This window comes from Paenibacillus sp. B46(2026), assembly GCF_056786355.1.
The window spans coordinates 2,547,417-2,571,684 of the sequence record NZ_CM165907.1 but is presented as its reverse complement, the minus strand read 5'-3'; the positions used below and the strand labels follow the sequence as shown (position 1 = coordinate 2,571,684).

Below are 24,268 nucleotides of genomic sequence, written 5' to 3'. Positions count from 1 at the left end.
AACATGGAAGATGTCATTATTATCGGCGGAGGCCCATGTGGTCTGTCTGCTGCCATTGAATGCGAGCGGCTGGGACTGTCCGCTGTGATTGTTGAGAAATACAATATCGTCCAATCTATTTATCTGTATCCAACCCATATGCAGTTTTTCAGCACAGCCGAGCTGCTTGAGATCGGAAACGTTCCGTTCAGCACACCAAATGATAAACCGTTTCGTTATGAAGCACTCGCCTATTATCGCAGGGTAGCCGAACATTTTGGCCTGCGTGTTCATAACTATGAGGAAGCCCGTGAAATTAAACGCAAGGATGATGGCACGTTTGAGGTACATACGCTCAATCGACGCGGGGAGGCCATCGTACATGTTGGACGCAATGTAGTTGTAGCTACCGGTTATTTTGATCATCCTAACTATCTGGGCATCCCTGGAGAAGACAAAGATAAAGTAACCCACTACTTCCGGGAAGCCCACCCTTATACGCGCACACGTGTCGCCATTATTGGCGGAAGCAACTCAGCCGTGGACGCGGCTATGGAACTGGTTCGTGTCGGAGCACATATCGATATGGTTTATCGCGGCAGTGGTCTGTCCGAACATATTAAACCGTGGGTACGTCCGCTATTCGAGAGCATGGTGACGAAAGGCCGTATCACACTGCACCTGGAATCACGCGTGAATGAAATATTGGATGATTCGATTCGTCTGATACACACGGATGGCTCCACTCGTGAACTGGATAATGACTTTGTACTGGCAATGACCGGTTTCCGTCCAGATCGTCAACTACTCACGTCGGTAGGTGTGGAGATGTCTGATGATATGGATAAACCTCTATATGACGCACAAACGATGGAAAGCAGCGTACCTGGTGTATATGTAGGTGGAGTCATTGCTTCGGGGCGTAATGCCAATGAAGTCTTTATTGAATCCGGACGCTGGCATGGACGGTACATTGCGGAACATATCGTTAGCAAACAACGCGGTCAGACTGAAGGGAAATGAAAACCATGGACATGACTTCCCTGCTGTTGCTCGTGTTTGCGGCCCTTGGGATTATTAGCAGCAACACACCTGTTACCGTAGCGATGGTATTTCTGTTGTTGCTACGCGTCCTGAACCTGAATCAGGCATTTCCATGGCTTGAAAAATACGGACTTACACTGGGCATTATCATTCTGACCATTGGCGTAATGGCACCTCTTGCCAGTGGCAAGATGAGTCTGCAGACGATCGGCGAGTCTTTCCTGCACTGGAAATCACTGCTCGCCATTGGCGTAGGATTACTGGTGGCATATCTCGGAGGACGTGGCGCTACGCTGATGGGTACACAGCCAACTGTCGTTGCAGGGCTGTTAATCGGAACGGTACTTGGCGTTGCCTTGTTCAAGGGTGTACCTGTCGGGCCATTGATTGCGGCGGGAATTTTATCATTGCTACTGGGCAAATCCTGATTCAAGTTGTGAAGGTCGTGACCTGACATGCTATGCAGATTGGCTGTATTTCCCACCGTTGTGTGATATACTTCTATTCATGCAAATTATGTACACGAGTCTACAGCAGAATAATCCATATTAGAGGTTGTTCAAAAAATCCGCTTTTGATTACGAAGGATGCCTAGAGGCATCATCAGCATCGAATATGGTATTCAGCCGAAATGTCCGTTGCTCACGTAGTTTTCCCTACGCTCCGCTACTCCATTTCTAGCTTCATCCCATCTTCTCGGTACTGAAAACCGTCCTATTTGAACACGTACTATTATGGTTATGCTGTTGCATGAAATTATAGATTCACTTTGCAACTATTAATGGCGCAGGAGGATTAAGGAACCATGTCACGTCAGTTTATTACAGAAGCCGTGATGGTGGCCATTTACGGTCAATTGCTCGCGCCGCCCGCGCCTGTTGAATATATTGTTCCTTATACCACCATCCTTGAGCTATATGAATTCCAGACCAGTCCTGATCCCATGATGGATAACCCGGCAGATGACCAGCATGTGAAGTCCAAAATCAATGAAATGATTTCTTATTTCGAGGAACCGCTGAATAAGAAAAAAATAGAGCGTGCGTTACTTGTTCCGTGGGCCAAAAGCCCTTCCATTTTATTTGGTGACCAAGTATCCATTGCCATTATCAATGCAATAGATACGGCACAGTACGGGGAGTATTTCGATCCCATTGAAACAGAACTGCTGCTGACATCTCAGCGCCTGAGTATACCGATTCTCACCGATCAGGTTGAACTGATCGCACGCATAATTGAGTCCGAATCACCTGTACAGGTATTTGATATTGATGATTTTGATTTTGCGATGGATGATGAACCACTGGATCAGGTGTAATTCATGCTCTGAGCACGTGAATCGGATTATAAAAAAATGACCTTGTCACCCACTTTATCGTGGATTCCAAGGTCATTTTTTGCGTCAACACTTATTTTATTCCGCAATATCCTGCGCTAACAGAATTCGGCTAATCTCATTCAGAGGTGGTAACGACTTCAGCGCAAAAAACTTCAGACCCGCATCACTATTTACACGCGACTCCACAAAATCATCCTGAATGATCACTGTCCGAAACAAGGCGATGACATAATACTCTTCATCTCCGCTTGAATGCAAATACCGAAGATCAGGCCCCGAATACAGACCCTCCAGTGTCATGGTATCAGCAGTCCAACCTGTCTCTTCCCATAACTCCCGATGTGCGGCATCTTCAATCGCCTCACCCGGCCGCATCTCACCGGCTGGCAACCGCCAATGACCATGTTCAGCGTGCTGAATCAGCAGCAATTCACCTTGTTCGTTCTCAGCCCGCACCGCCGCTTTTACAACAATATGAGAGCGTTTTGCGATATACTGGGCCAAATCTCGGGCTGGCAGATTCACTGCTTATCCCCTCCTCCTACTCGGAAGCCGGTGGCGACCTGTGATTCATCTATTGCTTAACAGAATACTTCAAAGATTAAACTTCGGTATAACGATACTCGATATCCTGACCTTCATCAACGATATCCACATGCAGTTGGTGCCCTTTCAGATACCAATAATCGTGATCTTCCATAAAGAATTGGATACCTGACACTTCGGTTTGATCCGCAGGATGTCTTGGTTTTTCCACTGCAATGCCGAGCGAAAATCCAGGATGAAGACCTCCGCCAGAGCTATAACGGGCAAAAAATCGGATGCTGTCTCCCTCGTTCAAATTCAGTTCTTCCTTGTACCAGCGAGCAGCTTGATCGGATACATGTATGGTACTCATTTGGTGTCAGCTCCTTCTGTATATATATGTTCCATCATATCTCGACAGGGACTTGAATACAAACCCGAGAGAGCATATGAAGACAAATTAAGTTGTGAAAAATGTTTGACAGATTGTAAAAGCTGGTGTTAAGATGCAAACATACGAGGTCTACATTGGTTTTATTTCCAAAAAAAGAAAGGGTGATTACGGTGTTTAACAAACATATGATAGGTCAATTCAGCACACAACTAAATACCGGAGCACACCCGAAATCAGTATTCCGTTCATAAGTCGGCATTACAGGCGATCTTTCATTAAAACCTCTGTGATGTTTACTCACAATCGAACTTATATATGGTGGCGGCTCTGTTCTCGGAGCCATGCTGCCGTATGATTATATGAAGACATACCGCCTGCGTGCGGTATGTCTTTTTTTGTGGGTACATTTCGGCATACATGAACGGAATCTGCATTTCACGGACATCGAAAGGAAGGGATAACACTTGTTCTCTGTACTTAAAAACCTGGCCTGGTTCTTCCGGCTGGAACGCAAACGATACCTGACCGGTGTCATCTTGCTTATTCTGGTGGGCATTGCCGAACTGCTGCCTCCCCGTCTTCTTGGCAATGCCATCGACGAGATTGTGCGCGGTTCCATTACAGGCACCTCACTTACCCGTTATATCTTGCTTATTCTGGGAACGGTCATCATTATCTATCTGGTTACATACGTTTGGATGCACAAACTGTTCGGTGGTGCCAACCTGGTGGAACGGCTGCTTCGTTCACGTTTTATGGACCACTTGTTACGGATGACTCCTCCCTTTTTTGAGAAAAACAGAACAGGAGATCTGATGGCTCGGGCCACCAATGATCTTCGTTCCATTGCTACAACCGCAGGCTTCGGCATGCTGACCTTAACAGACTCTACGGCCTTTCTGGCCACCGTATTATTCGCCATGGGTTTTCTCGTCAGCTGGAAACTGACCCTGGCGGCAATCCTGCCATTACCTTTTATCGCCATTGCCATGATGATCTATGGTAAAGCTGTACATCAACGTTACACCCTGGCACAGGATGCATTCGGAGATATGAATGACCAGGTGCTGGAATCCATCGCCGGTATCCGTGTCGTACGTGCCTATGTGCAGGAACGTCTGGACGAGAAACGGTTCGCCGACGTGACCGAAGATGTGTATCGTAAAAACCTGGCTGTTGCCAGAATGGATGCCCTATTCGAACCCACCATCCGCCTCTTCGTTGGACTCAGTTATGTAATTGCACTTGCCTACGGTATTTATCTTGTATTTCATAATGAAATTACCCTGGGAGATCTCGTATCGTTCAATATGTACCTGGGGATGATGATCTGGCCAATGTTTGCCATCGGCGAATTGATTAACCTGATGCAGCGTGGTAGCGCCTCACTAGATCGGGTCAACGAGACTTTATCGGTAGAACCTGCTGTACAAGATGTGGAGCAACCTGCTCACGTTACGAATCCGGAAGAAATTGCGATGCAGAATGTTACATTCCGTTATCCCAGCTCCACTGTCGACAATCTCAGTCATATCAGCTTTTCGCTGCGACGGGGTCAAACATTGGGTGTTGTGGGTCGTACGGGTAGCGGTAAGTCTACTTTGCTCAAACAACTGCTTCATGAATACCCTGTCGGTTCAGGCACATTAAGCATCTCGGGGCATCCGATTCAGGATATCGCCAAAGATGACTTGCACAGCTGGATCGGGTACGTACCACAGGAACAAGTTCTGTTCTCCAAATCAGTTCGTCAGAACATTCAATTTGGTAAACCTGGTGCCAGTGATGAAGTCATCATGGAAGCCATTCGTACCGCCGCGTTTGACGGGGATCTGGGAACCTTGTCCGATGGACTCGATACACTCGTTGGTGAAAAAGGAATCTCTCTGTCCGGTGGACAGAAACAACGGGTATCGCTGGCGCGTGCCTTTATCGCGAGTCCTGATATTCTGATCCTCGATGATGCCTTATCTGCTGTCGATGCACGTACTGAAGCCAAAATTATTGAAAATATACGCAACAAACGCTCGGGAAAAACCACGCTGATCTCAACACATCGCTTGTCCGCTATCGAACATGCTGACCGAATCATCGTACTGGAGCACGGGAAAATTACGGAAGAAGGCACTCACCAGGAACTGTTAGCCATGAACGGCTGGTACCGTGAACAGTATGAACGGCAACAGGTCGAGTCCAATCTGTCCACGTAGGAGGTCAATTCATTGAAGTCTAATACAGGCAAAAGGCTGCTTGATTACGCCTTGAAAGCCAAAGGAACATTTATCGCTGCATTAATTATGCTTACCATTGGTGTTGCGGCCGAGCTTGCCGGGCCATTCATCGCCAAATCCATGATCGACAATCACTTGCTCGCGATTGAGCAGCCTTTCTATGAGACGACAGCTTCAGATGAAGCCGCAGTCTACAACGGTAAGAACTACAAACGCGAAGGTTTGTTCGAACCGGGTGAAAACAAAGGTTCCGAAGTGCGGGTATTACAAGCCGGCAGAAGTTTTTATTTTGTAAACGAACCGGTAAGCGCACCTGACGGGGACCGCACATATGCGGATGGAACCCTCACGGTTACACGTGCAGGTGAAGTGACAGGCCAATATGCGGCAACCCCCCTGTCCGCAGGTGAACTGTTTGCTTTTTACAAACCGGAGATGCCCAGCATCTATCAATTAATTGTGTATTACATGATCTTCCTCGTGATCTCGGTCATTATGGAGTTTGGTAAAACATTCTGGCTGCAGTCCTCGGCCAACAAGGTCATTCAAAGACTGCGTAACGATGTGTATGCCCATATTCAGCGACTGCCGGTGCACTTTTTTGATAACCTGCCCGCAGGTAAAGTTGTATCTCGGGTCACAAACGATACAGAAGCCGTCAAGGATCTGTTCGTTGCCGTTCTTTCGAACTTTTTCTCAGGAATCATCACGATTACAGGTGTGTATGTCGCACTCTTCCTGCTTGATGTTCGCCTTGGACTGATCTCGTTATTCGTTGTGCCGATGCTCATTACATGGATTGTGCTCTATCGCAAATTCGCCACTCGTTACAACACGATCATTCGATCACGACTGAGTGAGATCAATGCAATCATTAACGAGTCCATTCAGGGGATGTCCATTATCCGCGTATTCCGCCATCAGAAACAAACCAAACAGGAATTCGAAGATCTGAATGATGACTATATGAAGCACCAGAACAAAATGCTGAATCTGAATGCCTTCACCTCACACAACCTGGTTAACGTATTACGGAATATCGCTTTTGCCGTTGTCCTGTGGTACTTCGGTTCAAGCGTGCTGGATGGCACAAGTATTATTTCACTTGGTGTTTTATATGCCTTCGTCGATGTTCTGGGCCGCTTGTTCCAGCCGATCACCGGCATGGTGAATCAGCTCGCCAACCTGGACTCCTCCCTCGTATCCGCTGGACGCGTCTTTGAGCTGATGGATGAAAAGGGAGAACCTGTAACCGATGGCTCCATGCCAAGGTACAAGGGGAATGTCGTATTTGACGATGTATCTTTTGCTTATAAAAAGGATTACGTGCTTAACAATATCTCGTTTAAAGCATCCCAAGGTCAGACGGTGGCGCTGGTCGGTCACACCGGTTCGGGTAAAAGCTCAATCATCAACCTGCTGTTCCGGTTCTATGATCCGCAAAAAGGCAAGATCACGATCGACGGTCAGAACGTCAAGGATCTGCCTAAACAGTGGATTCGCGAGCATATGGGGATTGTATTGCAGGACCCGTATCTGTTCACAGGCACCATTGCTTCCAACGTCAGTCTTGGCGATGAGAAGATCTCCCGTGAACGAATTGAACAGGCGCTGCGTGATGTAGGCGCCCAGCGCATACTGGCTCATTTGCCTCAAGGCTTTGACGAACCTGTCATCGAAAAAGGAAGCACATTGTCTGCTGGACAGCGTCAGTTGATCTCCTTTGCTCGTGCACTGGCGTTTGATCCAGCCATCCTTATTCTGGATGAAGCGACTGCCAATATTGATACGGAAACGGAAGCTCTGATTCAGAACGCACTCGAAGTCCTCAAAAAAGGACGTACTACCTTCATCATCGCTCACCGTCTGTCCACCATTCGTTCGGCAGATCAGATTCTGGTTCTGCATCGCGGTCGTATCGTAGAGCAAGGTGCGTATGATGAACTGATGGAGCTTAAAGGGCGCTATTATAAGATGTATCAGCTTCAGCAAGGTGCGCAAGCAGCAGCGGTCGCAACTCTCGAGAATCCGTCAGGTAATTCCGTTCCAACCTCAACCTCCTTTGCCGGAGGCAATGCATAACAGAGTAAAACAGAAAGCTCTTTAAGTAACCAATACTCGACGGCAACACAAAAAACGATCTACACAGCTACCTCAGGGTTTGCGGTGTAGATCGTTTTTTTGTATTTTCATCTGGAGGCATGTTCCGTTACTGTTTATTTCGTCCAGACAAAAAAACAATCCGCGTGCAACCTCATGGCTGCTGCGGATTGTCTATCCATCCTTTGATCGTATATCCCATGTACATCACGGTCTCCCTTGCGAGAAAAGGAAACTTGCTGCGCCAGGTTCGATAAGCCGTTGTTGGTGTCGGAGATGATACGGCATCCATACCCAGTCCGGCAGCCAGCTTCATGGCCCGTTTCATATGTAACGGATCACTCACAATCGTATAGGTTTGATAACCGGCCTGTTCACCAATTGGAATTGAATTGACCAGATTCTCCTCGGTAATTCTGGATTTGGTCTCTATGCGAATGTCCGCAGGATCTACTCCATGTGCGATGGCATACTTCTGACCAACTTCAGCTTCCGTATGTTCTCCATCACCACTTGATCCACCTGTGAAAAGCAAATTACGAACTGTACCTTGACGGTATAATTCAATCCCGTGTTCGATACGTTCACGAAATACAGGTGAAGGGTTATCCCCCTCCACGGCTGCACCCAGAATGATTGCTGCGTCTGATATCCTGGATGAATCCTCATCCGTATATGCCGATATACGTATTGCCGTAACCACAGTCCATAGGATTCCAACCAATACTACAGCCAGAACCATAATTAATATCCAGCGTTTCGTTATCCGTTTGCTTGTCATTCATCCTCTTCCAAAGCCCTTGCTTGCATACTCTCGGTATGCATACGCTCCAGCGTTTGCAGAGCTGCTGCGGATTCGGCATCCAGACCAAGCTCTGCAATCCAGGCACCCGTATATTGCTGAAGACGGATCTCCAGCTCCTGTGCACGGTCTTTGAAATCCTCCAATTCCCTAATCATGCGTGAGCGTCCTTCCAGACTAAATGTCTCATGAATTCGTTCTTTGAAATAATGATGTACGATACGGTTACGTTGCTGCCATAATTCATTCAATTGGCGAGTCTCTTCCTCAGAGAATGTAAAATGATGGCGCACTTCGTGAATGAGTTGCCCTAGTGAACTGCTCATTTTTCGTTCGTACAGATCTTCCAGATCCTCTTCAGACACAGCCTTACCCTGAGACAATTTCATTAATAAAATCAGATTGACCAGCTGCTGTTCAAGCGCCTGCCCGTAGTACACTGCCAATCCGTAATAGGCAAACAATTCCCTGGAGTGTTCGCTGTCCAGCATGTCACCATTCTGGATGTCTGTATTTTGCATATGCGAGCGCCCCCTTCAACCGTACAATGTTATCCATTCATGTCCCTCTATCCTAACCAAACCAAGAGCAACATTCAAGTTATCGGGAAGCGCTGCTTCTAACTCCGCAGATCTCTTCTTCCGGACAGCCACACATGGATAATTAGTAACCCCGTTGCATAGAGCACAGTCCACAGCGTAACCGAAACGAAAGAGCCCATCTTTGATTCATCAAATAACATCATCTCACGAACCACATAAAAGGCAGGTGGCAGAATGCGGCCAAGCCCTTCTAATGATTCAGGCAAACGTTCACTTAAGGAACCTTGAATAAACGATAGTAATAATACAATAATGAGGGCCGGCATACTGCGACTAAGCAAAGGAATGTACGATTTTTGAAAGAATACACTGATGCCCAATCCCAGCAGCGATAACCCCAGATGTCCTAACCAAGTCATCATCCACTCCTCACCTGTGGGCAGTCTTTCAAACATTCCCGCGAACACGGGATACAGCACAGTGATTGCGGTGAGCATGAATTGCATTATCCAGGCACAGATGAATTGGCTTGTTACAACCTTACGCCTGCTTCCTGCATGAAGGACGAGTAATTGAACCTGCTTTGCAGGTTCGGTATTCATCACCATTACTCCGAGCCAGGCAGCTGCCAGAAATAACAGCATAGCCGTGACACTGTAACTGTCCGCAATAGGGTTGGGTTTGTAGGAATAGATCAGCAGCATAGTGATGATATAAAAGATAACCGGTGCAAAATATTTCTGTGATCGAATGTGATGCCTTAACAAATATCGGGTTAGATGCATCATTGAACCTTTCTCCCCTTAGCGTCCATAGAAAAGCCTAAGTCACAGATTCTGTGACGTCTCCATGACTCGAATGTGCAGCTGGATGTTGTCCTTCCAGCAAATTTTCCATATGTAATTGACTTTCCTCCTGTTGTACAGACACAACTGAACCGCCTGATGCTAGAATCATTCTAAGGACATCATCTGCTGATTGTTGAACTACTTTCCAATCCCATAACCAAGATTTTGAGTTCCCCGAGTTCGTATTACGAACTAAAGACAGTACCCCCGGTTGTTGTAAAATGGATGGATCGTTAGCGAGATCCTCCCCAGCTTCCGCCAAACTTTGAATATGTACAACGGGTTCGCCAACTTGTAATAAATCCTCACGACTCCAGTATCGAAGCACGCTACCTTTTTTTAGCACAATCACCTGGTCTGCCAAACGTTCAATTAGCAATGGCTCATGGCAAGCTGTAACGATGGATGTCCCTTCAACCTTCCATTGCCCCAATAAGGATACTATCGCCTCTTGAGCTGGAATATCCAAGCCTGACAGCGGTTCATCCAGCAGTAAAAGACCACCTGGTCCAGGTAATAGAGCTTGAATCAAGTTCACTTTTTGAAGGGTGCCCTTGGATAATAAGGGCAACTTCTGATCAATCGCGGTATCCAGATATAAAAGTTCACTAAGTTCTCTAATCCGCCCACGCAGTATTTCGGGGCGAATGCCCCGAATCCGTCCCATGTCCCACAAGTACTCTCTTGAGGTGAAAGGTAAACGTGGCAGGCCATCTACTGCATACCTCTCAGAATCCCGCATTGTGCACTGAATCGATCCTGTATCAGGTAACAAAATACCCGCCAACATACGTAGCAACGTGCTTTTGCCAGAGCCGTTTCTGCCAATAAGCACAGCACATTCGCCCTGTTTCACTTCCAGATTAATTTGATTCAGCACCTGAGTACTCCCTAATCGTTTGCTCACTTGTTGAAGCAACATACCTCGACCTGAAGAGTCTGGTGCAGCTTGTTCAGATTTCTTGAAAATTCCACGTGTACTCCATATCACCTGGGATCACATCCGCTCTGGAGCCTGCACACCAAGTAAATACAGACTGTGCGCGAGTCGTTCAGCAGTACGTTCAGCCAATGCAACTCTGAAGGATCTTACATCAGAGGGTGCATCCGCAATCCGCTCGGCGTGATAGAAGCGGTTGAATGCTTGGGCAACATCTATTGTATATTTGGCAATGACCGAAGGCTCATTCCGATGAATTGCTTTTTCCAGAAACTCGGGATATTCACCGAGCAGTTTCAGTAACGACCAAGCGGTATCTCCGATAATGGATGAAGTGGTTACTGTGTCATTCTCACCATCCGCAAGGCTGGGGTTAGTCAGTTGGGTTTCATTTTCCACACGGATCGCCTCTTCTGCCTTGGCAAGCACACTTTGAATCCGGGCATGAGTATATTGCACATAGGGTCCGGTCTCCCCTTCAAAACTCACCGCATCCTCCAGGGAGAAGTCTACATCGTTTAACCGATTATTACGCAGATCACCGAAGATAATGGCACCTACACCAACAGCCTCGGCCACCTTCTGAGGGTTTTCCAGATTCGGGTTTTTCTCCTGAATAATCTGCAAAGCACGAGCGACTGCCTCATCCAACACTTCCTGCAAGAAGACGACTTTACCGCGGCGTGTAGACATTTTCCGTCCCTCAAAACGCATTAATCCAAACGGGATATGTTCACACTTTGCAGACCATTCCTGCCCCATCCGGGATAGGACCGCAAATACCTGCCGGAAATGTAGCTTCTGCTCGCCTCCGACCACGTATAACAACCGATCTGCCTTCATCACCTCATGACGATAAACTGCTGTGGCTAGATCCCGTGTAGGGTAGATCGTTGTTCCGTCTTTTTTGATAATCAGACACGGGGGCATGTTCTCATCCTCCAGCCGTACCACGAGTGCTCCATCACTCTCTTCAAGCAAACCTTTTGCCTTGAGTTCTTCAACCACCGCACCCATCTTGTCATTGTAAAAACTCTCCCCCAGCGTATGGTCGAACTGTACGTTCAGACGTTCATACATCCGGTTGAATTCCTTCATGCTCACTTCCACAAAGAACGCCCATAACCGCTGTGCTTCATCATCTCCCTGCTCCAGTTTGCGGAACCACTCGCGTGCCTCAATCTCCAGTGAAGGATCGTTCTCCGCCTCATCGTGGAAACGCACATACAGTTCCAGTGACGTACGGATCGGGTCTGCCTGCAACGCTTCATCATTGCCCCACCGTTTATACGCTGCGATCTGCTTGCCAAACTGGGTTCCCCAGTCTCCCAGATGATTCACACTTACGGAGGTATAACCCGCTTCGTTATACAACCGATACAGTGCTGCACCAATTACAGTAGAACGCAAATGTCCAATTCCGAAGGGTTTTGCGATGTTAGGGGAAGACATATCAATTACAACACGCGAACCTTGACCGAGCTGAAGCTTACCAAAAGCTGTATCCCCCAGTACACCAAGCAGAGTCGGTGCTAGCTCCTCCCGGTTGAAACGGATATTTACATACGGCCCGGCGGGAGTTGCTTCAATTCCAGATGCCTGCAATCCCGTTGCGAGCTCGGTAGCAATGACTGCCGGTGCTTTCTTCAATGACTTCGCCAATGCAAAACAAGGGAAGGCTGCATCGCCCATCTCCGCCTGTGGTGGGACTTCCAGTAATCTTAGAACCTCTTCTTCATTCAATCCCGTTAAACGGGTAATATAGGCCGCAGCCTGCTTCATCAACATGTCGAACACTCCTTATAATTCATAATTGGCTGAAAATAAACACAAAAAAGCTCTCGTCTCTAAATAAGAGACGAGAGCTGACTTAACAGTTCCCGCGGTACCACTCTAGGTGAACAGCTACTCTTAATATGCATCAACATGCATACCAGTAGAACCTGTTCCGCTCGTTGCGTATAACGGTCGCAAGCCGGGTTACCCTCAGACAGATATGGCCTATCCCCAATCGGGATACGTACATCTTTTCGGATAACCATCTTACGGGTGCGGTTCACTCAGGTCATGTCATACCGGCTTCCACCTCTCCCGGCTCGCTGTCATGAATGGATCTGGCTACTCTCCCGATCATTGATATTCTTCGTTTCACTTCATTGCCATCATTATACATACCACGATCAGACTTGGCAACCTGCATTAAAAATCCCCTACTGAAAGGCAACACATAGACACATCGTCTCAGATGCCTGTGTTCACTGCCTTCCCTTAGGGGACAACGGTCATTATCGGTTTTAATTATATATTCCAGTGAAATAATATTTACGCTACTGCTGCCATCAACCGGCAAGCTTCTGCACATCTGCGGCAAGCCTGTGCACATGCTTGGCAGTGATCATGGTGGTGTTTGCCACACTCTACGGCGCAAGCTTCACAAGCTTTCACACACAATTCGCATATTTCAGCAATGAAATCACTTCCACGTGTCATCGCTTGTGCAGCAAAACTGCAGATCTCCGCACATTCCCGATTCAAACGAATGCAATCACGCAGCATCGCCAGATCATATTCTTTCAGACTCGATATGTAACATACGTTGCAAGCATTCATGCACTCCAGGCAAGCATCGATACATTGTTGATACTGTTGTTGTGTCATTTAAAGTTACCTCCCAGGCAAAGTTTGCTATGCTTTTTAATACCCGGCACGGAGGAACATTGAATCATCTCGCCTACTTTATCGCTTCCAATTCCAGTAATTGGTCACGAATGACAGTTTGGTCAAAATGTTCACCTATAAACACAGCAACATTAGGGACATCTCCCTGAGGTGTGATCTTCATGTAGTCCGATTCACGGTAGGCATACTGGAACCAGAAACGGCTCGCCGTGTCACTAAACGATAAAATGCCTTTTGCTCGATATACGTCTCGTGGCAAAGCAGATACAAATTGTTCAAATGCTTCGCTGTTTACCGGATGACTGAAATAATGCGTATACACCATGACATGTTCGTGTGATGCATGAGGAGCGGAATGCTCGTGAGCGTGGGCATGGACATGGCTATGGGATGCCTCAGTATTCGTAGCATCGCCTTGGACTGCATGAAGTGTATGTTCATGTCCATGACTGCATCCATGTGCGCCACAGGCTTCCGTATGAACATGATGATCTTGGTGAGATGGCTTTCCTGCTTCAGAAGCTGCATCACGGACGTGCACGTCTGCCCCACTGCGAAGCAACAGATCCATCTCCACCTCACATTTAACCGTAGGAATTACAGGTGCGAAGCCATTCCATTTTGCCAAAAGCTGCTCCAGATCCTTCAGTTCCGGTGCATTCACCCGATCCGTTTTGTTCAAGAGAAGCACAGACGCACAGCGAATCTGCTCCTGCATCAGTTTGAAGGTCTGCCCCTTCTGCTCCTGATACAGACCCGATAGATGTGCTGCATCCACAACGGTAATGAGACTTTTCAGTTCCAATCGCATGTAGAGTGAAGTCTCTGTGACTGCATCCAGAATCTCCATTGGGTTCGCCGCACCAGTTGCTTCAATGATGATCACATCCGGTGATTCCTCCTGAACGAGCTCAGCAAGTTGCAACCCCAAGTCGCCACGTACGGTACAACAGATGCAACCCCCTAACATCTCCGTCATCGGAACGGTGGAATCCACAATCTGACCATCCAGATTGACTTCGCCTAACTCATTCATCACCACTGCAGGACGCAAACCCTGCTGTTGCCAATGTTCGATCAACTGAACAAGCAGTGTTGTTTTGCCACTTCCCAAAAAGCCTGACAGTATATATACAGCTATGGATTGTTCTTTTAAAATGATTTCGTTCATGCGTATACACCTCTCTGATTGTCCTTCTTGTAACCTGATCTATCTATATCTAGCGAGTGTACACCATCCCGCATTCGTTGTGCAATAACGTTCAACTCTACCCCAGTACATTGCCTGATTCTTACGGATGGTCTATGCTATGAGGACATGTTGATTGAAGGAGGAAGTTTCATGACTAATTCAGTGGAACAACATCGTCAGGAAGCCCCTGACACGGTATCGTGCATGATTGTTACGGTGTCGGACACACGCACCAAAGACACTGACACCAGTGGCCAGCTCATGCACCAGCTTCTGAATGAAGCTGGTTATCAGATTGTTGAATACATCATTACCCCAGATGAAACAGAGAACATTCGAAGCATCCTGCAAGATGCAGCCGTTCGTGATGATGTCGAAGCCGTGTTGCTTAGCGGTGGAACAGGAATTGCATCCCGAGATACAACCTACGAAGCGGTGTCTTCACTGCTCGACAAAGAACTTCCGGGCTTTGGTGAGATCTTCCGTTTTCTCAGTTACACCGAAGATATCGGTTCCGCTGCCATCCTGAGCAGAGCCGTCGCCGGAACGATTGGGCGTACAGCCGTGTTCTCCATGCCGGGCTCCAAAGGAGCTGTCAAATTGGCCATGGAAAAACTCATTTTGCCTGAGCTGCGGCATGTCATGCGTGAAATATATAAACCCGTCTGAAGAATCAGACGGGTTTTTCGGGTTTATTTTCAGCTGTACGGTAAAGCACAAAAGGTCTCTCGCTCTACTTACCTCAGTTGCTCCAATACATGTTGGAATACCTGCATAACGTCCTGTTCATACTCGTCCTTTTCCCCACCGGAAGCTGTATAAACGAGTGAGACGTATCCTTTGCTGCGAATCGTTGTCCGGCCAAGCGCATTCTCCAAGACAGCCTCATCACCATTCTCACTGTACATTTGTTTCATGCCAGCAACGCGTGCTGCCGCATCACTGAAAATATGGACTTTCACGATGTGTCTGCCACTTCCATTCAACAAGTACATATAAGAGATCCCACCATGGCCGTCATCGGCAGACATATTATTCATCAGCTGAATACCTTTTGCTTCAAAACTCTTACTGATCTCACTCGCCAATGCACCGTTTAATCCGTGTCCTTGACTCTGTGCCCGCACATTTCCTTCATCTGTCGCTTCGCGGGTGTAGACCTTCCGCTCCTGCTCAATGGATGATGCCGAACAAGCTACCAGGGACCAGACACTCGTGATCAACACTCCACTTACAAGTACCGACTTCATTGTTCTTCCAACCAGACTTCGCCCTTTTCTACCAAACCACATGCCAATCCTTCCTTTCCAGCCACGTGTACTGTGACCCAATCAGGTAGAATTAGCATGTCTAAGGAATTAGAATCTTATGCGGATGGCAGATCTGATATTGTTTTGACCACCGTACGACCTACTGCACCACCTTGGAGTATCGTCTCCAGCGTATGAGGCAACTGATCCAAGTAAATTTCCCGGATTCCCAGTTCCAGCGCACGCTCCGGTTTCCATTCTCCGCCGAGCAGTTTCCACAATCGTTCCCGACGTTCCATCGGACAATATACAGAGTCTATACCAATAAGCTGGATGCCACGCAAAATAAACGGAAGTACCGTCGATTCAAAAGCCGTGCCTCCGGTTAACCCGGATACCGCTACCGCACCTCCGTATTGAATCTGTTTCAATCGCTCCGCGAGTGCCGGGCCTCCTGTTGGATCAACAACTCCCGCCCATAGCTGTTTCCCCATGGCTCCTTTAGCTGGAGCATCAGCTTCTTCACGAGTAATAACTTCTGTGGCCCCCAAATTTCGAAGCAATGACTCCTCCTGCTCCTTCTTGCCTGTGCTGGCTGTTACTTCAAAGCCAAGCTTCGCCAGAATCGCAACTGCCATACTGCCAACACCACCCGTTGCACCCGTAACCAGAATCTTGCCCATCTCCGGTGTCACTCCAGCCTGTAACAGCGCATCTACCGAAAGTGCCGCCGTAAATCCTGCGGTTCCAATCGCCATGGCTTCTTTCTCACTGAGACCCGGTGGCAGAGGTACCAGCCATTCACTGCGCAGACGAGCATACTCGCTGTACCCTCCATAATGGGATACGCCAGGTTCAAACCCTGTACTGATCACCCGATCTCCTGGTGCAAAACGTCCGCTTACCGACTCCTCTACCGTTCCGGCCAGATCAATTCCCGGTACCATCGGGTATTCACGAACGACACCACCCTTATCAAGGGTCGCGAGTCCGTCTTTATAATTGACACTGGAATATTGCACCTGTACCGTTACATCTCCATTTGGAAGATCTTCCTGCTTCAGTTGCTCTATAGCAGCTTTCACTCCGCCCTGCTCTCCTTTGCGGATAACGTATGCGTTAAAATGGTTTTTCATCGATAGCCACTCCTTCTTCGAACGTTATATATTTTTTCCATTAAGCACATGAATTGTTCGCATTCAGGCTTAACGGCTACCTATTGATTCTTTCTTAATTACTCATGCTCAAGCTCTGTGTCTCCTAAGCGTCAACAGATAGATTAGCGGGCCCACAATGGGGATAATGCCTGCCGCTGCCCAAGCTGGTGAACGTCGACTTGCTACAGCATCCCTGTATAACGCAATCATGGAAAGTAAGGTCAGCAGAACAAAATCAATTGTCATGATATGTACAAAGGAAGATTGCTTGAACGCTTCCATATATACAGCCGGATGACCTTGCGTCACTGCATAGAATGCTGTCCCCAGTGTCAACAGTAAAAGGACTACATGCGTCAGCTTGTGGGCTGCTACCCGTCCAATACCCGACTCCCGCTGACGACCAAAATGCAAGCTTGCGTAGCCCGAAGATCTATACGCGGATGATGACCATGCATAATAGGGAAGCAGGGCAAAAGCACCCAGTCCGAAAGAAAGTATAACAAAAGGCCAAGCGGGTACACGGCCACTTCGTTCTTTGGCAGATGTTCTTAACAGCATACAGGCATAAACTGCCGGGAAAACACCTAACCACGAAAATACAGTAAGTAACCAAGGTTCTTTGCTTTGCAGTGTGATCAGTTCTTTGAATATAGGGTCACTTCCAGGTGACTGCCCCATGTCCAACAACAATGCATAGGCTATAGAAGCGACCCAGACCAGTCCTAATATCCATCTCATGTCTGCACCTCCTCTTACTTTCATCCCCTGCAATAATGGTATTGAAACAATACTAGGACACTCCATCGGCACTGAAGGAACTGCCCTAATATGGTGAAGCAAATTTAAATTTGCGAAAGATGCAGAATTTGGCATCTCCTGCGCTTACCCGAGAAATAATTACTGCATTTCCCCTTTAAACTGAGCAAGCTAAATTCCAGTATAGCCTGCTACCTAGGCAGTCTGTCCATGAGATTTCTTACATCCCTGGTTTATCTCATCAGATCATATTAAAAAGGCATAAGCCAGTATTCTTCACTGGTTATGCCTCTCTGTTATGGTTATGTGTGAATTACTCTTCTGTGGATTTCACATGTTCCGCAATGAGCTTCTGCTTCATATTCCAAGCCGCAGGGCTAATATTCACACGGTAGATTTCCGGGTTGAGCTTCCGTTGGTATTCAGGCCAGAAGAGGTCCATCTGCTCCCGATGATACGCCCGAATCTCATCCAAATTAGGCAGTTCATACACTTTGCGTCCGTTCACAAAGATCGGCTCCAGCATATTTACCGCTTCGTAGCGGGTAACGGTCTTTTTCAGGTAAGGGTGTAGCGGGTTGAACAGCTTGAGCGGTCCGCCCTGTAGCGGCTGCTCTTCATCTGGATAGCAGATATAATCTGCAATCGCTTTGCCATGTTTCGGATCAATGATCCGGAACACTTCCTTTTTACCTGGCGTAGACACCTTTTCAGGATTGGCAGATATTTTGATCGTAGGCAGCATGGCACCGTCCACTTCACGCTCCACCAATTTGTATACTCCACCCAAAGATGGCTGGTCAGAAGCGGTAATCAACTGTGTGCCGACACCCCATGTATCAATCCGAGCTCCCTGAGCCTTCAGGTTGAAAATCGTATTTTCATCCAAATCATTGGATGCTACAATTTTCACATAATCCAAGCCAGCCTCATCCAACATCTGACGTGCCTGAATGGATAAGTACGCAAGATCACCACTATCCAGACGAATCGCATTCATCTTTTTGCCTTGGCTCTCCAGCTTCTTGGCTGTGTTGATGGCGTGAGGTACCCCACTGTTCAACGTGTCAAAGGTATCGACCAGCAGTGTAACCTGATCCGGCAACACTTTGGCATACACGTCAAACGCCTCCTGCTCGCTCATAAAGCTCTGCACCCAGGAATGGGCATGTGTACCTGCTGTTGGAATCCCGAAGCGCTCTCCAGCCAGCATATTGGACGTTGCATGGAATCCTGCCACATACGAGGCACGTGCGCCCCAGATGGCAGCATCCGCTTCCTGTGCACGCCGTGTACCAAATTCGAGCAAAGTATCCTGCTGTGCTACCTGTTTGATTCGCGAAGCCTTGGTTGCAATCAACGTCTGATAATTCATGAAGTTAAGTATCGCCGTCTCCACCAATTGTGTCTCCATAATGGAACCTTCTACCCGAATGAGCGGTTCGTCAGGGAAAACAATTGCACCCTCCTTCATGGAATGAATCGTCCCCTGAAATGAAAACTGGAGCAACTCTTCCAGAAAGACCGGATCGTAATTTTCCTCTTGTTTGGATAAAAATTTGATGTCGTCCATCGTAAACCGAAGCTGGCTGATATAGTTCACAATCCGTTCCAATCCGGCAAATACCGCATATCCGTTGCCAAAAGGAAGCTTACGGAAATAGGCTTCAAATACCGCCTTCCGCTTGTGGGTACCATTCACCCAATGGGCGTACATCATATTGATCTGATATTTATCCGTATGTAAAGCCAGGCTAGTTGTCTGCATTTGTCTCATCCTCTCTGACTTCCGCTCGTGCCCCCAGATTTCATCTGTGGACACGGGTTAACATATGGAGACTTATTCTTCATGATTCTGTTCATCCGTATTAACAAACAAGTCTCACGTAAAAAAACTCTATACACCATTCACCACACTCATCCGGTTCCTAACATTAGGTCAGACAGACATGATTGTCGAGTTAATTAAGCCAGGACTGTCTCGCTCGCCTTAACCACCGAAGCACCCAGGCTGGAACGAAAATGTCCAAGCGCCCACTCATGTCCTGCCGGATTGAAGCTGGCAACGGCATCTTCATATACCGTAATATGAAAACCTTTATTGTAAGCGTCCACTGCGGTATGCAATATGCAAATATCCGTGCATACCCCAATCAGTGCAATATCCGTAATGCCACGTGCACGCAATCTGAGTTCCAGATCTGTCCCACAGAAAGCGCTATATCTCGTCTTATCCATCCAACGAATATCCGTTTTCCGTTCCTCCATCACTTGGGCAAGACGACCATATAACTGTCTTCCCTCCGTATTTCGGATGTTATGAGGTGGGAAAAGTGTAGTCTCCGGGTGATACGGGTCATTCTCTTCGTGCAGATCCACAGCCATGATTACCTCATGTTTGTTCTTACAATAGGCCTCGGTTACAGCTGCAATCGTCTCTTCGATCTCTACTGCCGGCTGACCTACAGGCAAAGAACCTGTCACAAAATCTTGTGTAAAATCAATGACAATCAGTGCTTTCATCGTCAACACTCCCTTAGCTCAGAAATGGTTGATCCTGATTCAATTCAGATTGACACACCTACACCTTATTACGTATAGATGGAAAGGCGTGGTACGAGTTCTGTAAAACGATATAGCTGCGCCGGACGCTGCGAGTACTGGTTGGAACTCACCAGGTTCCCCTCTTCATCCCGCACTTCTTCCACAATGCCTTTACGGCTGCGGGTAGACGTAATCTTGCGAATGAAGTTTGGTTCTTCAAAATCCGGTACAACACTTTGAATAACCTGATATAATTCACTTAACGTAAAGTCCCGTGGCAGGAATTGCCTAGCAATCGTCGTTTCCAGCATCTGCTGTTGAATACGTCGATATGCATCTTCAATGATTGTTCTGTGATCAAAGGCCAGTTCCAGTTCTTGCAGCGCCTCCTGAATGGTGAACAATCCAACATCCTCAGCATCATCTGCTGCTTGGCGTTGATCCAGCATCCATTCTTCCACAAGCGCGAAAAATGCATGAGAGATGATCCAGCCCCTCGGGTCACGACCCGGCTGACTGTATACATTCAAGTACTCCAGATGTCCACCGTCCACACCTGTCTCTTCCATCAGCTCACGCTTTGCTGCACCGTAGATGGATTCATTCTCCTGACAAAATCCACCGGGTAATGCCCATCTGCCTGCAAATGGCCAGCCCTTACGCTTAATCAGCATCACTTTCAATTCCCGAATGGGAAGTGTCTTGGTCACCGTCTTGCGCTCCCGCTTGGTCAAGGTGAACATAACGATATCCGCAGGAACACCATCGGGTGTACGATATTTCTTGGAACTATAGGCACGTGCTGCTTGTTCGTCGCTCTCTGCATTGAAGTGTTCGTAGTTTTCGCTCATGGGCACCACCGACTATTTTCATTTTGATAATTTCATTATGACATAATAATATCTTTTGTCAACTCCGGGATTCGTGCGCTACGTTCTCGGACGTGCTATGCGGAATGTCGCCGTGGCCATGCATCCCAACGTGCCCGATGCATCACGAACCTCCGATTGAGTCGTAACACTGCGTCCAGCCTGATGAAGTACCGTAGCTGTCACCATTAATTCCCCTTGTTTCATAGGTGCGAGAAAATGTACGTTCAGGTTCGTTGTCACACAGCCATCTACTTCCATTGCTGCTGTAGCGACCATCCCCATCGCCTGGTCCATCAGTGAGGTCAATACACCCCCATGAATAATCCCCATGGAGTTCGTATGATGTTCACCTGCCGTCAACGCGATCTGTACTTCTTTTCCGTCTCCTTTAATATAACGACAGCCGAGAAATCCCCAGAATCGTCCGTCTCCGTCTTCCACCATTTTGTCCAAAATACTCATTATTCATTTCTCCTTTATTGCACTGTACGTATCAAGCTCTTGATGTCATGTGCCTTTATCATTAAAAATCAGCGCGCCACACAAAATAACCCCACAGCGTGGAGCTTTGCTTGGAATTATATTCCGAGTACTTGGCGATAGCCACTCCACGTTAACGGTTATGTAATGTCAAAAAAGGCGCGGACAGCGTCCGCACCCTTCCGTCATTTAACCGCAACTGGTCGGAGGTGAATCCGTTCCAGCCTCCACGTTCACTTTTTCGGAAACCGTATCCCGGATTACAGAGATCACTAGTTGAAGCAAGTAGTTGATATCGCTCTGGCTCTGCTGGAATTCCGTAACCAATGGAATACTGTCCAGTTCGCTTTGCAGATCTTCAATTTCCTGTTCAATCTTGCTGACCATCTCCACATTTTTGAAGCTCTCAAAAGCAACGATCTCTTTTTGTTTCTTCTTGATCGTTGCAATCAACTGCTGGATGCGCTCATGATCCCGAATTTTGGTTTCAGCCTGTTGAAACTGTCTAACTTCCTCACTCGTTCCGAGCATATCAGCCAATTCTTTGGCTTTTCCCATAATGTCGTCGCGTATGACCAGATTGCGCGTATCGTAGGTAGGCATTCCATAATGGTTGTACTGCACTTCTTCCTGCGCCACTGAAATCGCTCCATTCTATGAGATGATATAAGATGAGAACCTGGGCTCAAATGAGTTCAAACGTCTGCTCCATGACCGCTGCGGGTACGGATCGTTCTTTTGATCGCTGTTGTCTCCGGATTTTTCTGATTACAATTGTTCAAGGTTAACATCCGGAGACAAAGGCGAACGCTTCGCTTCTACAGACCGATTCCGTCCCCTCCGCTACTTGCGCGAATGTCCGAACCTGAATTTGACCCCAAAAATACTCATCTTATTGGTGTGTGTATTACTATTACTGATTGGCAGCTACCGGCTCAGAGAGCAGGTTGCCCCGAATATAAAAAGTCATCGGATCGGTGATTTCCACTTGTACGAAAGTACCGATCAATTCTTTGGGTCCTTCAAAATGCACCAGCTTGTTGCTGCGTGTACGTCCTGCCAGAACTTCGGAATTCCGCTTGCTCTCGCCTTCAACGAGCACCTCAACGACTTTGCCACGTTGCTCTTCATTGCTTCGGTGGCTGTATTCGTTGATGGTTTCATTCAAGCGTTTCAAACGTTCCTTCTTCACTTCCATCGGTACGTTATCCTCCATCACCGCAGCAGGCGTACCTTCACGCGGGGAATAGATAAAGGTATAGGCAAAATCATACCCTACTTCACGAACAAGGGAAAGTGTATCTTCAAATTGCTCTTCGGTTTCCCCAGGGAAACCAACAATAATATCCGTTGTCAACACGACATCCGGGATGGCCTTTTTAATTTTGTCAGCCAGTTTCAGATAGTGTTCCCGGCTATACTTGCGGCTCATACGTTTGAGTACTTCCGAACTGCCAGACTGCACCGGAAGATGGATATGCTCCACCAGATTTCCGCCCTTGGCCAGCACTTCAATCAAGCGATCATCGAAGTCACGTGGGTGACTGGTTGTAAACCGCACTCGCGGAATATCGATCTGGCGAATCGCATCCATCAAATCACCAAAGCTGTAGTTCAGATCGGTGAAGTCCTTGCCGTACGCATTCACATTTTGACCAAGCAGGGTGATCTCCTTGAAGCCCTGTCGTGCCAAATCCCGCACCTCGGCAATGACATCTTCCGGACGACGGCTGCGTTCTTTGCCCCGTGTGAACGGAACGATGCAATATGTACAGAACTTGTCGCAGCCATACATAATGTTTACCCAGCCGCGCATACCCTCACGTTTCTTCGGCAGGTTCTCAATGATGTCGCCTTCTTTGGACCATACCTCAACAACCATTTCTTTGCTGAACAGCGCTTCCTGGATTAGATGTGGCAGTCGATGCACATTATGTGTACCGAAGATCATATCCACAAAGCCATGCTTTTGCATGATCCGATTGACGACGCCTTCTTCTTGGGACATACACCCGCATACGCCAAGTAACAATCCCGGACGTTCGAGTTTTAGCGTTTTCAGGTGGCCAAGCTCACCAAATACCTTATCTTCTGCATTTTCCCGTATGGCACACGTATTGAGCAGAATAATATCAGCTTCTTTGCGATCCTCTGTAGCCTGATACCCCATAGACTCAAGGAGTCCTTTGATGGTCTCCGAGTCATGCTCGTTCATCTGACATCCATACGTATATACAATATAGTGTTTGCCTGCCCCTATGCTTTTCAGTTCATCGGGAACGGCATTCTCGTAAAGCACCTGGACGTCTTCCTTGCCCCGCTGTTTCTCCTGACGATGATTGGGTTCCGATTTGATGTTAATCTCGCGGCCCCGGATTCTTATCTTTTTGCTGAATTCATCTTGCGAAATTACTTTGGCATCGGAGAAATCAAAATATTGGGAGTAATCCTTTTTTGAGCCTTTAGCCATTTCCTTCGGTCACTCCTTACAGCCTCTATTAATAAAAAATCGTTCATTCATCCCTGTTCCACGTGAATTCCTCGCTTGGAACAGCAAAAGAGCATTACAGCAAATTATAGCATGAATTGGG

At 47.5% G+C, this 24,268-nt stretch carries 25 protein-coding genes; 6 read left to right on the top strand and 19 right to left on the bottom strand.

All coding sequences use genetic code 11. From position 1 onward, the window contains the following. Positions 1-3: 3 nt before the first annotated feature. From AC1S8V_RS11785 to AC1S8V_RS11775, 3 genes are all read left to right on the top strand, one after another. A complete protein-coding gene (locus AC1S8V_RS11785) occupies positions 4-1,002 on the top strand; it encodes a YpdA family putative bacillithiol disulfide reductase (RefSeq protein ID WP_482073728.1) in 999 nt (332 codons plus the stop codon). Between the two features lie 5 nt (positions 1,003-1,007). Next, positions 1,008-1,451 carry a DUF441 domain-containing protein gene (locus tag AC1S8V_RS11780; RefSeq protein WP_036609212.1) on the top strand — a complete coding sequence of 148 codons (444 nt, stop codon included), beginning with the start codon at positions 1,008-1,010 and terminating at the stop codon, positions 1,449-1,451. 377 nt (positions 1,452-1,828) lie between these two features. Beyond that, complete coding sequence (locus AC1S8V_RS11775; protein ID WP_036609214.1) at positions 1,829-2,341, top strand: hypothetical protein; 513 nt, start codon at positions 1,829-1,831, stop codon at positions 2,339-2,341. Positions 2,342-2,437: 96 nt separating this feature from the next. Here AC1S8V_RS11775 and AC1S8V_RS11770 read toward each other — a convergent pair whose 3' ends face one another. Together AC1S8V_RS11770 and AC1S8V_RS11765 are read right to left on the bottom strand one after the other, a co-directional pair. After that, complete coding sequence (locus tag AC1S8V_RS11770) at positions 2,438-2,887, bottom strand: NUDIX domain-containing protein (RefSeq protein ID WP_482073727.1); 450 nt, start codon at positions 2,885-2,887, stop codon at positions 2,438-2,440. 76 nt (positions 2,888-2,963) lie between these two features. After that, complete coding sequence (locus AC1S8V_RS11765; protein WP_036609218.1) at positions 2,964-3,260, bottom strand: HesB/YadR/YfhF family protein; 297 nt, start codon at positions 3,258-3,260, stop codon at positions 2,964-2,966. Positions 3,261-3,745: 485 nt separating this feature from the next. On the opposite strand from AC1S8V_RS11765, the gene AC1S8V_RS11760 reads away from it, so the two are divergent. Then, a complete protein-coding gene (locus tag AC1S8V_RS11760; protein ID WP_482073726.1) occupies positions 3,746-5,491 on the top strand; it encodes an ABC transporter ATP-binding protein in 1,746 nt (581 codons plus the stop codon). A gap of 12 nt (positions 5,492-5,503) precedes the next feature. Then, positions 5,504-7,594 (top strand): ABC transporter ATP-binding protein, encoded by a 2,091-nt coding sequence (locus AC1S8V_RS11755; protein ID WP_482073725.1) that lies wholly within the window; start codon positions 5,504-5,506, stop codon positions 7,592-7,594. Positions 7,595-7,766: 172 nt separating this feature from the next. Here the strand turns inward: AC1S8V_RS11755 and AC1S8V_RS11750 are convergent, their stop codons facing one another. The 8 genes from AC1S8V_RS11750 to AC1S8V_RS11715 all read right to left on the bottom strand — a co-directional run bounded on the left by AC1S8V_RS11750 (position 7,767) and on the right by AC1S8V_RS11715 (position 14,594). After that, the gene (locus tag AC1S8V_RS11750) at positions 7,767-8,393 is read right to left on the bottom strand and encodes a YdcF family protein (protein WP_482073724.1); all 627 of its coding nucleotides are present in this window, start codon (positions 8,391-8,393) and stop codon (positions 7,767-7,769) included. Continuing rightward, positions 8,390-8,935, bottom strand: coding sequence for a hypothetical protein (locus AC1S8V_RS11745; RefSeq protein ID WP_482073723.1), 546 nt, complete (start codon positions 8,933-8,935; stop codon positions 8,390-8,392). Before AC1S8V_RS11745 ends, AC1S8V_RS11750 begins: the two co-directional genes overlap by 4 nt. 98 nt (positions 8,936-9,033) lie before the next feature. Beyond that, entirely contained in the window at positions 9,034-9,744 is a 711-nt protein-coding gene (locus AC1S8V_RS11740; RefSeq protein ID WP_482073722.1) for a hypothetical protein, read from the bottom strand. Positions 9,745-9,778: 34 nt separating this feature from the next. Next, on the bottom strand, positions 9,779-10,795 hold the full coding sequence (locus AC1S8V_RS11735) for an ATP-binding cassette domain-containing protein (protein ID WP_482073721.1): 1,017 nt from the start codon (positions 10,793-10,795) through the stop codon (positions 9,779-9,781). Between the two features lie 6 nt (positions 10,796-10,801). Beyond that, complete coding sequence (gene argS, locus AC1S8V_RS11730) at positions 10,802-12,532, bottom strand: arginine--tRNA ligase (protein ID WP_482073720.1); 1,731 nt, start codon at positions 12,530-12,532, stop codon at positions 10,802-10,804. 277 nt (positions 12,533-12,809) lie between these two features. Continuing rightward, complete coding sequence (locus AC1S8V_RS11725; protein WP_482073719.1) at positions 12,810-12,944, bottom strand: hypothetical protein; 135 nt, start codon at positions 12,942-12,944, stop codon at positions 12,810-12,812. A 122-nt stretch (positions 12,945-13,066) separates the two neighbouring features. Beyond that, positions 13,067-13,402: a four-helix bundle copper-binding protein gene (locus tag AC1S8V_RS11720; protein WP_482073718.1), complete on the bottom strand. Its 336-nt coding sequence runs from the start codon at positions 13,400-13,402 to the stop codon at positions 13,067-13,069. Between the two features lie 73 nt (positions 13,403-13,475). Then, positions 13,476-14,594, bottom strand: a complete 1,119-nt coding sequence (locus AC1S8V_RS11715; protein ID WP_482073717.1) for a CobW family GTP-binding protein — start codon at positions 14,592-14,594, stop codon at positions 13,476-13,478. Positions 14,595-14,765: 171 nt separating this feature from the next. On the opposite strand from AC1S8V_RS11715, the gene AC1S8V_RS11710 reads away from it, so the two are divergent. Beyond that, positions 14,766-15,284 (top strand): MogA/MoaB family molybdenum cofactor biosynthesis protein, encoded by a 519-nt coding sequence (locus tag AC1S8V_RS11710; RefSeq protein WP_482073716.1) that lies wholly within the window; start codon positions 14,766-14,768, stop codon positions 15,282-15,284. A 68-nt stretch (positions 15,285-15,352) separates the two neighbouring features. Here the strand turns inward: AC1S8V_RS11710 and AC1S8V_RS11705 are convergent, their stop codons facing one another. The 9 genes from AC1S8V_RS11705 to miaB form a co-directional block, all read right to left on the bottom strand. Further along, entirely contained in the window at positions 15,353-15,907 is a 555-nt protein-coding gene (locus AC1S8V_RS11705; protein ID WP_482073715.1) for a hypothetical protein, read from the bottom strand. Positions 15,908-15,981: 74 nt separating this feature from the next. Further along, the gene (locus AC1S8V_RS11700) at positions 15,982-17,001 is read right to left on the bottom strand and encodes an oxidoreductase (protein ID WP_482073714.1); all 1,020 of its coding nucleotides are present in this window, start codon (positions 16,999-17,001) and stop codon (positions 15,982-15,984) included. Positions 17,002-17,109: 108 nt separating this feature from the next. After that, complete coding sequence (locus AC1S8V_RS11695; RefSeq protein WP_482073713.1) at positions 17,110-17,763, bottom strand: hypothetical protein; 654 nt, start codon at positions 17,761-17,763, stop codon at positions 17,110-17,112. A 331-nt stretch (positions 17,764-18,094) separates the two neighbouring features. Beyond that, entirely contained in the window at positions 18,095-19,549 is a 1,455-nt protein-coding gene (locus AC1S8V_RS11690) for a nicotinate phosphoribosyltransferase (RefSeq protein WP_482073712.1), read from the bottom strand. Between the two features lie 197 nt (positions 19,550-19,746). Beyond that, entirely contained in the window at positions 19,747-20,304 is a 558-nt protein-coding gene (locus AC1S8V_RS11685; protein WP_482073711.1) for a cysteine hydrolase family protein, read from the bottom strand. Between the two features lie 68 nt (positions 20,305-20,372). Next, positions 20,373-21,176 (bottom strand): NUDIX hydrolase, encoded by an 804-nt coding sequence (locus tag AC1S8V_RS11680; protein WP_062833857.1) that lies wholly within the window; start codon positions 21,174-21,176, stop codon positions 20,373-20,375. A gap of 78 nt (positions 21,177-21,254) precedes the next feature. Then, positions 21,255-21,659, bottom strand: a complete 405-nt coding sequence (locus AC1S8V_RS11675; protein ID WP_339300737.1) for a PaaI family thioesterase — start codon at positions 21,657-21,659, stop codon at positions 21,255-21,257. A gap of 207 nt (positions 21,660-21,866) precedes the next feature. Continuing rightward, a complete protein-coding gene (locus AC1S8V_RS11670) occupies positions 21,867-22,280 on the bottom strand; it encodes a YlbF/YmcA family competence regulator (protein WP_197997748.1) in 414 nt (137 codons plus the stop codon). 310 nt (positions 22,281-22,590) lie between these two features. After that, complete coding sequence (gene miaB, locus AC1S8V_RS11665) at positions 22,591-24,147, bottom strand: tRNA (N6-isopentenyl adenosine(37)-C2)-methylthiotransferase MiaB (protein WP_482073710.1); 1,557 nt, start codon at positions 24,145-24,147, stop codon at positions 22,591-22,593. Between the last annotated feature and the right edge of the window lie 121 nt (positions 24,148-24,268).